The organism is Clostridium sp. CM036 (genome assembly GCF_055081135.1).
Window position 1 is genome coordinate 2706647 of the sequence record NZ_CM143652.1, and the last position, 10854, is coordinate 2717500.

Consider the following 10854-nt stretch of genomic DNA (forward strand, 5'->3'; position numbering starts at 1 on the left):
CGTGGTCTTTTTCCATTTCAACAGTTTTATTCTTATCATGATGTTAGATTATAGTTCGTGGACAAATATTCCACTTTGTAATTTAGGTTCAAACCAAGTTGATTTAGGAGGCATTACTTTCCCCGCATTTGCTATATCCATTAGATCATCCATAGTTGTAGGGCACATAGAAAATGCAACTTTCATTCCTTCTCTAACCCTTCTTTCTAATTCCCCAAGCCCTCTTATTCCACCTATGAAATCGATTCTTGAATTTGTTCTTGGATCATCAATATCTAAAATCGGATCTAGTAAATTCTTTTGAAGTATTGATACATCTAATCTTTCAACTGGATCACTCATATTAAAAGTCCCTTCTTTTGCTGACAGTTTGTACCATTTTCCCTCTAAGAACATTCCGTATGTTCTTTGCACTTCTGGTTTAAATTGGCCTTTACCTTCATATGGAGTTATATCAAATTTGTCAGTAACTTTATTTAAAAAATCTTCTGAAGAATTTCCATTTAAATCTGAAACAACTCTATTATAATCCATTACGTATAAATCATTATCTGGGAATATAACCGATAGGAAGAAATTAAATTCCTCATCACCAGTGTATGCTGGGTTATCTTTTCTTCTCTTTAGTCCAACTTTAACAGCTGAAGCTGATCTATGATGTCCGTCAGCTATATATAAATAATCTGTTTGCGTAAATACAGCTGATAGCTTATTTATAATTGCTTCCTCATCTATAACCCAAATAATTTGTGATACTCCATCTTCTGATTTATAATCATATACTGGTGTTTTTGTTTCTGTCCAATTTTTAACTATACTATCTATTTCATCTTTATGTCTATATGTTAAAAATATTGGTCCAGTATTACAATTTGTATAATCAACATGATTAAATCTATCAAGCTCTTTATCCGATCTTGTTAGCTCATGTTTTTTAATTGTATTATTTATATAATCATCAATTGAAGCACAAGCAACTATACCAGTTTGAGGTCTTCCATTCATTATTTGTCTATATATATACATACAAGGTTTTTCATCTTGCATATACACTTTATCGCTAATCATTTTTTGAAGATTTTCTCTGGCTTTCAAATAAACTTGCTCACTGTGCGTATCTATACCTTGTGGTAAATCTATTTCTGGTTTATCGACATGTAGAAATGAATAAGGTTTTCCTTTTACCATTTCTCTAGCCTCTTCACTATCCATAACATCATAAGGGAGAGCTGCTACTTTCTCTACTAAACCTAATTGCGGTCTGTATGCTTTAAATGACTTTACTACTGCCATGATTATCCCTCCTGTGATTAATTAATTTATTTGAAAAATTCTAAAATAATACTTATTATCTCGGTACCTATTCTTGTTTGAGCTTCCTGCGTTGCAGCTCCAATATGTGGTGTTACAGAAACCTTTGGATGGTTAACTAAAGTTTCATTTTTAGTTGGTTCTTCAACAAAAACATCTACTCCAGCTCCTGCTAATTTGCCATTATCTAAAGCTTCTACTAAAGCATCTTCATCAACTACTCCACCTCTAGCACAGTTAATTAAGAATGATCCATCCTTCATCATATCTAATTGGTCTTTTCCTATAGTAGCCCCTTGATCTTTAATGAATGGTATATGTAATGATAAATAATCTGCTCTTTTTAATACATCATTTAACTCACAGAATTCGTACTCATCACAATCCTTAGCTTTACCTATTATATCTGTATATATGACCGTCATGCCAAGTGCAAATGCTTTTTTAGCTAGTTCTCTTGATATTCTTCCAAACCCAACTAAACCTAAAGTTTTTCCCGCAATTTCTACACCTACATATTTTTTCTTATCCCATTTGCCCTGTCTCATAGATACATTAGAAATATTAACAAATCTCGATACTGCAAACATATGAGCAAGCGTAAGTTCCGCTACAGATGCACTGCTTGCATTTGGAGTATTAGATACATTTATCCCTTTTTCTCTAGCATATGCTACGTCAATATTGTCAACGCCAACCCCTCCACGTATTATAAGCTTTAGTCTTCCCGCTTCTGCCGCTTTGTCGATTATTGGTTTTCTAACCTTTGTTTCAGATCTAACTACAATTACGTCAAATGATTTTAATGCTTCGCCCAAAACTTCTGGTTCATAAAACTTCTCAACAACTTCAAACCCTTTAGCTTTCAACTCTTTAACAGCATTTTTTTCCATACTATCAGTAACTAATACCCTAATCATGATTATCCTCCTCTTTATATAAAGAAATATTATCCTTTAATTTAGATACTTTAGTGGATTCAGACACTTTAGTGGATTCTTAAACCAATTATATCATTTTCAATAATTATATAAACTCAAATTAAGAATGAAAAATCACATTACAATTTTTCATTCTTAATCTAATTGTTAATTATTTAAGTTCTAAAATTTCGGTTATTATTTTCAATAAATTTTTCACTTCTTCTGGTGTAGTTTCAGCCATATGGGCAATTCTAAATGTCTTATCTTTTAATTTTCCATAACCATTAGAAATAATAAAGCCTCTTTCACCTAATTTCTTGTTTAAGTCAGAAATACTGATTCCTCTTGTGTTTTTAACATTAGTTAATGTATTTGACAAAAAGTTTTCATTAGCGAATATTTCAAAATATTTTCTAGCCCACTCTCTAACAAGTTCAGCACCAGCGATGTGTCTAGCATATCTGCTCTGTAAGCCTTCGTCTAATATCTTATCTAACTGATAATCTAAAGCAAACATATGTGCAAGTGAAGGCGTAGACGGATATTGATAATCCTTCTTTTGAATGCAATTATATAGTCCTAATAAATCAAAATATACTCCTCTATTTGTAACTTGCTTAGCTCTTTCTACTGCTTTTTTTGAGAATGTGCAAATAGCCATTCCTGCAGGTAATCCTAAACATTTCTGAGTTGAAGTTATACAAATATCTATAGCCCATTCATCTACTTTTACTTCTGTTCCAGCAGCGTTACTTACTGTGTCAACGCATACTACAATTTCAGGGTATTTTTTGTAAACTGACGAAAGAACTTCCATGTTATTAACGAGTCCTGTTGAAGTCTCATTCATAGTAATCGTTATTAAATCATATTTACCAGTTACTAATGCTTCTTCGATCATTTCTGGAGTTGTTGGTTGTCCCCATTCAGATTCAAATTTATCTGCTGGTACTCCATTATCCGTACACATTTCAAACCATCTGTTTCCAAATGCTCCTACTGAAAATATTGCTGCTCTCTTGGCTGTACATGAACGTACAGCACCTTCCATTAGACCACTTCCTGAACTCGTTGAAAGTAGTATTTCTTCTTTAGTATTAAACACTTTTCTCATTTTGTCGCTTATGTTTCTTTGTAGCTCTGATGCTTCCTTGCCTCTATGTGATATTTGAGGCGTAGCCATTTTTTGAAGTACGTCCTCTGCTACATCTACTGGCCCCGGTATAAATAATCTTTTATGCATGATTCACCCTCCAAGTTTTACTTTTCCCATTTTTTTGTTAATCTTATGATTTGTCTTGAAGTCTAACAATTATTTTAACACTTAAATATAACTTTCTCAATATATTCAAAATAAACATTATGAATATTCTATATTTAATACACAATTCCATATTAGTATAGCATACATTTTATTATTTGTGTTTAAATTACTATTTTAACATTATTTTACACTAAAGTTTTCTCTTTGTTATGATGTGTAACTCCCACTTAGAAGTGGGAGACTTTCTTCTGGAATACCTCTAAAATATTAGTAATTTAATACTTGCATTAGCCTTGATCTAATCCTGCTAAAACCTTGTCATATAAATTAACTTCACATTTATTGTTTTTTAAATGATGGCAATTATTACAGCTTTTACTAAATGATGTCCCTATTGAAGATTGAAATCCTGTTCCTACCGAGTCATATCCCTTACAACTATTTGCTACATGTGTCATCTGTTCTATATTTGGCATAATATTGTTCCTCCTTATAATTTAAAACTTAATTAATTTCTCCTTATTATTTCCCTACTTTCATCAAATAATTCCTCTATACATTTTTATATTACAGAATTACCACAACTATTATAACTTTCAGCACCATATTTAAAAAATTATATATTACCAAAACTTCTCTAATCTAAATAATTTTAATTTTTTTATAATTTCCTGTAAATTAAATAAAGCTACCAAAACATAAACTGTTCTAGTAGCTTGTATATGCTATTTAAAATAGCATCTTTTATTATATTAATAACTATTAATAACCTATTGCTTTTATATGATCTTCAAGTTTTTACAACTTTCATCCTACTACCTTATTCAAGGTTATCCCACCAGTAATCTTTTATGTTAATTATAGATTCAGTTTCTCTACAGTATTTTGTAGTTAAACACTGCCTTAAATTTCTTGGGCATCTTTTGCATAAACAGTCCACGTCTCCGCCATTACACTGTTTTGTAGAGGCTTCAGGACATTTATCACAGTTATCTCCACCTACAGCCATTTTATCACCTACCACTTTAATTAAAATTGTTTTATCAATAGTTACTATATTTTATGCTATTTTTCTTCATTCTCTGTCTCGTAAATCGTTCTATACTTAATCATTATTTCATTTAAAATATCTGCTACTATTGGGGGGGTATATGTAATTGCATTAGCCCCTGCTTTTATAGTTTCCCTTATAGTTTCATTATTTGGACCACCTGTCGCAATTATAGGAAAATCGGGATGTTTTTCTCTTATTTTTCCAACTATATACGCTGTCTTTTTAGCACCTGAAACATTGATTATAGTTGCTCCGGCATTTATCCTAGCCTCTGTATCTTCAAATTCTGACACAACTGTAACTATTATTGGAATATCTATAGTTCTCCTTACTTGTCTTATAACATCATTTGATATAGGACTATTGACTACTACACCCATAGCACCTTTAAATTCAGCATCTAGTGCTAAATTTGTCACCCTTCTCCCTGTAGTAATCCCTCCTCCAACGCCACAAAACACTGGTACATCTGCTGCTAATACTAAGGCTTCTGTTATAATGGGCTGAGGTGTAAATGGATATACTGCAATAATTGCATCCGCATTTGTATTTCTTATAACTGCCACATCTGTAGTAAAAACAAAAGATTTCAACCTTTTCCCAAATATTACAATTCCACTAGCATCCCTAATTGCACTTGGTAGCTCTATCATATGGCTCCTCAAACTCCCTGTTATTTGAGGCACTTTTTTACTTAAATTTTTACCTTCAATGTTATTTTCCATTTTTATCCTTCTCTCTTTTTATAATTATTTAATATTAACACTAATATAATATTTAATCTAATTATTACGAAGCTACTAATATTTTATTAACATCCCCATTATAATTATACTTATAATGGGGATTTAATTCTACCCTTAATACTTATATTATTTTATTTGTACTAGTAATTCTTTTGCCTTTACTATAAAATAATTACATAGGGTTTAAGTTTATAAATTAAGGAGGTCTTTTATGCGAATAAAAATTCATTCTACCTATTATATGTTTATTTGCTTATCTTTATTTTTCATGATTTTAGCATTTGTTATGAACACCCCAACGGAAATCTTCATAGGTTTTAAAAAAATAATTTTTGAATCTAATATACTAATTACAGATTATGTAGAACTTGCGGGCATTGGCGCTACCTTTTTTAATATGTCTTTAGTAGTTTTAGCCTCTATATTCCTACTTGTACATGTAGGAATAAAACCAAATGGTTCCACTGTAGCGGCACTATTTACAATGGCAGGCTTCTCTCTTTTCGGAAAAAGCATTGTAAATATCTGGCCAATAATATTTGGGGTTTGGTTATATTCTAGATATCAAAAGGAAAAGTTTATAAATTATGTTTTAATAGCACTATTTGGAACAACTTTATCTCCTACTGTTAATCAATTAGCATTTTTAGGTCATTTACCCTTTCTAGGAAATATAATTATAGCAATATTAATAAGCACTTTTATCGGCTTTATTTTCCCTCCAATGGCAGCTTATTGTCTAAAGCTTCACCAAGGTTATAATCTTTATAATATAGGTTTCGCAGCTGGACTTCTTGCAACCTTGATCATGTCTTTACTAAGAGCTTTTGGTATAAACTTTGAAAGTCGATTACTTTGGTCTACAGGAAATAATTTATTTTTTTCTATAATATTAATTTCCTTATTCATACTAATGATAATAGTTGGATTCATACATAATGATAAAAGTTTTAAAAACTTATTTAAACTTTATAAACAACCTGGTAGACTAGTAAGTGATTATTACCTTTTATTTGGACGTGGACTTACTATGATAAACATGGGTATTCTAGGCGTATATTCAACTATTTACGTACTCATAATTGGAGGGGATTTAAATGGTCCTACTATAGGTGGAGTATTAACCATTGTTGGTTTTGGATCATTTGGAAAGCACCTACGAAATGTATTTCCTGTTATGATAGGCGCAACACTTGCATCTCTATTAAATATTTGGCAATTTAGTTCACCTGGAATGCTATTAGGTATCTTATTTAGTTCAACATTAGCTCCTATTTCAGGTCAATTTGGATGGATTTATGGTGCTATTGCCGGATTTTTGCACATTTGCTTGTCCATGAATATTAGCTATCTTCATGGTGGCTTAAATCTATACAATAACGGTTTTTCAGGAGGAATAGTATGTATAATCCTTATTCCAATTATTACTGCATTTAGAAAGGAGGTTGATTAATATTGAAACATACAGATCAACGAAATATAAAAATAGTAACTGAATTAATGGGTTATTGTTATAAACATGGTTCAGATAATGTTCATATTGATATAAGTAAGGAAAATAAAAAAATAATCATATTTATAAGAGCACAACTTTCCTTTATATCCAAAGAAAATCTTGAGCTTTTAGAAGAATCACTAACCGCACCAAGATGTCATGAAATGGAAGAATACTATTGGAATCTTACAGGGGATAGTGATACATGTACAGAACTTACCCTTGTAGGTATGATGATTGATGAATCTCACATAAATTATGTAGATGGCGAGTATCTAGAGATACTTTTAACTAGGATTCCATAAAGAACTTTAAATGGCTAGGTTAAATTACTTTGCATTTAACAATTTCAGAAGATTAAACAATTATTAATTTTGAATCTTCTGAAATATCGTTAAACTTTCACAGTAGATTTTAAATTATTTTATGAAATTTACTCTTTCTATTTGATATCGCAGTAGTTAGCCTATATATCACATCTATACGCCTCTTCTCCCTTATATTCAATTTCCTTCAGCAATTTTCTTACAACCCTTTTCCCTATTTCGTCTTCACTCATTTCACATATGGCATCATCTATTTTTTCCCACTCAGCCCAATCAACTTCAGGGGACTTATTTATTTCACCTTCAACATACTTAGCCATAAAAGTTAACATTATAATTTCTTTAGAAGCTAAATAATCACTCCCCAAATATCTTATCTCTCCAACTATTATTCCAGTCTCCTCTTTAACTTCTCTATGAACAGTTTCTTCAACAGATTCTCCAGTATTTACATACCCTGATACTAATACCTTTGAATTCTTAAAAGTGTAATTTTGTTTAAGAAGTAAAATTTCTTTACCCTTGACAACTGCAACTACCACACATGGTTTTGGTGTGTCGAAATACATAATATCATCCACAGGGCAATATGGAACTGCCCCTTCATCCCAGCTATCTTTCTTTATTAATTCTTTTCCACAAATTGGGCAATATATAAATTTCAAACTTTTACCTCCTCAATTCCCATGTTCTTAACCCACATGTTATTTAACATTCTATTTCAATTATTGCTTACTTTAAAACAAATGTCATCACGTTTCTTAAATCATTATCTTCGAAGCTAGATTAAATTATCGCCTGCGGTGCTGTAATATCAGCGGCTTCAGAATAAGACTTGTATTCCCACTGAAGTTTTTTCTTTGTTTAGTCCGTAACCCTCTCTTATATAAGATGGGGTCTTTCCTTCTAAAATTTCGTTAAATTTATAAAACAACTTCAACTGGATTACTTAAAGTTATAAACTTTTCACCAACTTCACATTCGTAAGCAAAAATATCAACACCATTTTTGCATGCCAATCTTAATGCTTCTCCAAACGCTACATCCATATCATCATATGGAGAGAAATTTTTTATATTGCTCATTTGAATAAGAAATAGTACTCCAGCTCCAAATCCTCTCTTTTTAGCCTCTATAAGCTCTAATAAGTGTTTTCTGCCTCTCTCTGTAGGTGCATCTGGAAACTTAGTTTTACCATCTACTTCAAATGTAACCCCTTTTACCTCGAGGTAATATTCTTCATCCATGTCATTAGATAGTTTAAAATCAAATCTACTATTTCCAAAAGTCTTTTCTCTTTGTATTATATTATATTTAACTAGATTTTGTATTTTTTTATCTTTTAATGCCTCCTCAACAACTTTATTAGGCATTTGTGAATCTATATTAATGATCTTATTATCTTTATACCCTGAAATTAGATCATATAATGTTTTTCTAGTAGGATTAAGCTCTTCTCTTAATAGAACTGTGGAGCCTGGAATTAGTATTTCCTTACATCTCCCCGTATTAGGAACATGTACTATTATTTCTTCGCCATTAAGATTTACATACGCTTGAAACCTATTTGGTCTTCTTATAAATTCGGCAACAAAAATCCTTTTATTTATAAACATAATTTCATCTCCATTTTTTAAATATACACTAATAAATAAAAATAATCAACATTATCCACAATCATAATATTATTTTATGCGAAAATATTGATTATTATATAACGCCATAAAAAAGCCCTTGCTTTTGCAAGGACTTTTTTATGGTGACTCCTAGGGGAATTGAACCCCTGTTACCACCGTGAAAGGGTGGTGTCTTAACCGCTTGACCAAGGAGCCTTATAAAATTTGGTGGCTTACCGGGGAATCGAACCCCGGACACCATGATTAAAAGTCATGTGCTCTACCAACTGAGCTAGTAAACCATATTGGCTGGGATAGCAGGATTTGAACCTACGGATGCCACAGTCAAAGTGTGGTGCCTTACCGCTTGGCGATACCCCAATATTGTATGGTGCGTCTTAAGGGATTCGAACCCCTGGCCCACGCCTTAGAAGGGCGTTGCTCTATCCAACTGAGCTAAAGACGCATATTAAATAAATAAAATGGAGCGGGTAGAGGGAATCGAACCCTCGTAATTAGCTTGGAAGGCTAACACTCTACCATTGAGTTATACCCGCTTATATAAATATGGTGCAGGTGAAGGGACTTGAACCCCCATGCCGTAAAGCGCTAGATCCTAAGTCTAGTGCGTCTGCCATTCCGCCACACCTGCATACATATGGTGACTCCTAGGGGAATTGAACCCCTGTTACCACCGTGAAAGGGTGGTGTCTTAACCGCTTGACCAAGGAGCCTTATAAAATACTTAAATATTCTTATTTTAGTATTGACCTGGCGACAACCTACTCTTCCACAAGGTCACCCCTGCAGTACCATCGGCGCATTGAAGCTTAACCTTCGTGTTCGGTATGGGAACGGGTGTTACCTTCATGCCATAATCACCAGATTTATTTTCAGAAACAATAATTGAGAATCTACCGTCGTTGACTACGGATATTAGATATAAAATATATTCTCATTATTATCTCTATATAGAGAAATTTCACTTTCTTTACAGAAAAGTATTCTCTCAAAATTGCACAGTGAATTAAGCTTCTTTCTTTGTCAGAAGCTTAGTTTCTTTCTTACGAAAGAAATGGTTCCTGCAGAAGAAGTATATCGCATTACTTTTAATTATATATTTAGGTCAAGCCCTCGACTTATTAGTATTAGTCAGCTGAACATGTTACCATGCTTACACCTCTAACCTATCAACCTGGTGGTCTTCCAGGAGTCTTACTAACATCGCACTTACGTGCGAGTTATGGGAAATCTCATCTCAGGGTGGGCTTCACGCTTAGATGCTTTCAGCGTTTATCCCTTCCAAACATAGCTACCCAGCGATGCCACTGGCGTGACAACTGGTGCACCAGAGGTTTGTCCATCCCGGTCCTCTCGTACTAAGGACAGCTCCCTTCAAATTTCCTACGCCCGCGACGGATAGGGACCGAACTGTCTCACGACGTTCTGAACCCAGCTCGCGTGCCGCTTTAATGGGCGAACAGCCCAACCCTTGGGACCTACTTCAGCCCCAGGATGCGACGAGCCGACATCGAGGTGCCAAACCTCCCCGTCGATGTGGACTCTTGGGGGAGATCAGCCTGTTATCCCCGAGGTAGCTTTTATCCGTTGAGCGATGGCCCTCCCACGAGGTACCACCGGATCACTAAGCCCGACTTTCGTCCCTGCTCCACTTGTAAGTGTCGCAGTCAGGCTCCCTTCTGCCTTTGCACTCTTCGCGCGATTTCCAACCGCGCTGAGGGAACCTTTGGGCGCCTCCGTTACTTTTTTGGAGGCGACCGCCCCAGTCAAACTGCCCACCTAACAATGTCCTGTGACCAGATTCATGGCCTCCAGTTAGAACCTCAGTACTGTCAGGGTGGTATCCCAAGGATGACTCCACACAGGCTGACGCCCATGTTTCTCAGTCTCCCACCTATCCTGTACAGACAATACCGAAATTCAATGCTAAGCTACAGTAAAGCTCTACGGGGTCTTTCCGTCCAATCGCGGGTAGCAAGCATCTTCACTTGCACTACAATTTCGCCGGATGTGTTGTTGAGACAGTGCCCAAATCATTACGCCATTCGTGCGGGTCGGAACTTACCCGACAAGGAATTTCGCTACCTTAGGACCGTTA

Annotated in this window: 10 protein-coding genes, 7 tRNA genes and 2 rRNA genes (1 of these 19 running past the window's edge); 2 read left to right on the plus strand and 17 right to left on the minus strand. The window is 34.1% G+C overall.

Annotated features, from left to right (window positions below; genetic code table 11):
* Nucleotides 1-48: 48 nt before the first annotated feature.
* The 6 genes from ACWJKE_RS12620 to ACWJKE_RS12645 all read right to left on the minus strand — a co-directional run bounded on the left by ACWJKE_RS12620 (nt 49) and on the right by ACWJKE_RS12645 (nt 5277).
* Nucleotides 49-1293 carry a DUF1015 domain-containing protein gene (locus tag ACWJKE_RS12620; protein ID WP_216304489.1) on the minus strand — a complete coding sequence of 415 codons (1245 nt, stop codon included), beginning with the start codon at nt 1291-1293 and terminating at the stop codon, nt 49-51.
* 26 nt (nt 1294-1319) lie between these two features.
* Nucleotides 1320-2231 (minus strand): D-2-hydroxyacid dehydrogenase, encoded by a 912-nt coding sequence (locus tag ACWJKE_RS12625; protein ID WP_462958858.1) that lies wholly within the window; start codon nt 2229-2231, stop codon nt 1320-1322.
* 172 nt (nt 2232-2403) lie between these two features.
* Nucleotides 2404-3477, minus strand: a complete 1074-nt coding sequence (locus ACWJKE_RS12630) for a pyridoxal-phosphate-dependent aminotransferase family protein (protein WP_216304486.1) — start codon at nt 3475-3477, stop codon at nt 2404-2406.
* Between the two features lie 308 nt (nt 3478-3785).
* Nucleotides 3786-3974, minus strand: coding sequence for a hypothetical protein (locus ACWJKE_RS12635; RefSeq protein WP_462953399.1), 189 nt, complete (start codon nt 3972-3974; stop codon nt 3786-3788).
* Nucleotides 3975-4318: 344 nt separating this feature from the next.
* Nucleotides 4319-4507, minus strand: a complete 189-nt coding sequence (locus ACWJKE_RS12640; RefSeq protein ID WP_165414545.1) for a hypothetical protein — start codon at nt 4505-4507, stop codon at nt 4319-4321.
* 56 nt (nt 4508-4563) lie between these two features.
* Nucleotides 4564-5277 (minus strand): beta/alpha barrel domain-containing protein, encoded by a 714-nt coding sequence (locus ACWJKE_RS12645; protein WP_165414546.1) that lies wholly within the window; start codon nt 5275-5277, stop codon nt 4564-4566.
* 232 nt (nt 5278-5509) lie between these two features.
* On the opposite strand from ACWJKE_RS12645, the gene ACWJKE_RS12650 reads away from it, so the two are divergent.
* Both ACWJKE_RS12650 and ACWJKE_RS12655 read left to right on the plus strand, forming a co-directional pair.
* Complete coding sequence (locus tag ACWJKE_RS12650; protein ID WP_462953400.1) at nt 5510-6751, plus strand: DUF1576 domain-containing protein; 1242 nt, start codon at nt 5510-5512, stop codon at nt 6749-6751.
* 2 nt (nt 6752-6753) lie between these two features.
* Nucleotides 6754-7098 carry a hypothetical protein gene (locus tag ACWJKE_RS12655; protein ID WP_216304482.1) on the plus strand — a complete coding sequence of 115 codons (345 nt, stop codon included), beginning with the start codon at nt 6754-6756 and terminating at the stop codon, nt 7096-7098.
* 161 nt (nt 7099-7259) lie between these two features.
* On the opposite strand, the gene ACWJKE_RS12660 is transcribed toward ACWJKE_RS12655, so the two are convergent.
* The 11 genes from ACWJKE_RS12660 to ACWJKE_RS12710 all read right to left on the minus strand — a co-directional run.
* Nucleotides 7260-7784 carry an NAD(+) diphosphatase gene (locus ACWJKE_RS12660; protein ID WP_462953401.1) on the minus strand — a complete coding sequence of 175 codons (525 nt, stop codon included), beginning with the start codon at nt 7782-7784 and terminating at the stop codon, nt 7260-7262.
* Nucleotides 7785-8042: 258 nt separating this feature from the next.
* Entirely contained in the window at nt 8043-8735 is a 693-nt protein-coding gene (gene sfsA / locus ACWJKE_RS12665) for a DNA/RNA nuclease SfsA (protein ID WP_216304480.1), read from the minus strand.
* A gap of 141 nt (nt 8736-8876) precedes the next feature.
* Nucleotides 8877-8951: transfer RNA gene (locus tag ACWJKE_RS12670), tRNA-Glu, on the minus strand.
* Nucleotides 8952-8961: 10 nt separating this feature from the next.
* Nucleotides 8962-9037, minus strand: a tRNA-Lys gene (locus ACWJKE_RS12675).
* A gap of 4 nt (nt 9038-9041) precedes the next feature.
* Nucleotides 9042-9116, minus strand: a tRNA-Gln gene (locus ACWJKE_RS12680).
* Nucleotides 9117-9124: 8 nt separating this feature from the next.
* Nucleotides 9125-9201: transfer RNA gene (locus tag ACWJKE_RS12685), tRNA-Arg, on the minus strand.
* A 17-nt stretch (nt 9202-9218) separates the two neighbouring features.
* Nucleotides 9219-9292 (minus strand) — tRNA-Gly (locus ACWJKE_RS12690).
* Nucleotides 9293-9303: 11 nt separating this feature from the next.
* Nucleotides 9304-9387 (minus strand) — tRNA-Leu (locus ACWJKE_RS12695).
* A gap of 7 nt (nt 9388-9394) precedes the next feature.
* Nucleotides 9395-9469: transfer RNA gene (locus ACWJKE_RS12700), tRNA-Glu, on the minus strand.
* Between the two features lie 35 nt (nt 9470-9504).
* A 5S ribosomal RNA gene (rrf, locus tag ACWJKE_RS12705) occupies nt 9505-9621 on the minus strand.
* A gap of 236 nt (nt 9622-9857) precedes the next feature.
* Nucleotides 9858-10854, minus strand: a 23S ribosomal RNA gene (locus ACWJKE_RS12710); it runs 1929 nt beyond the window's last position.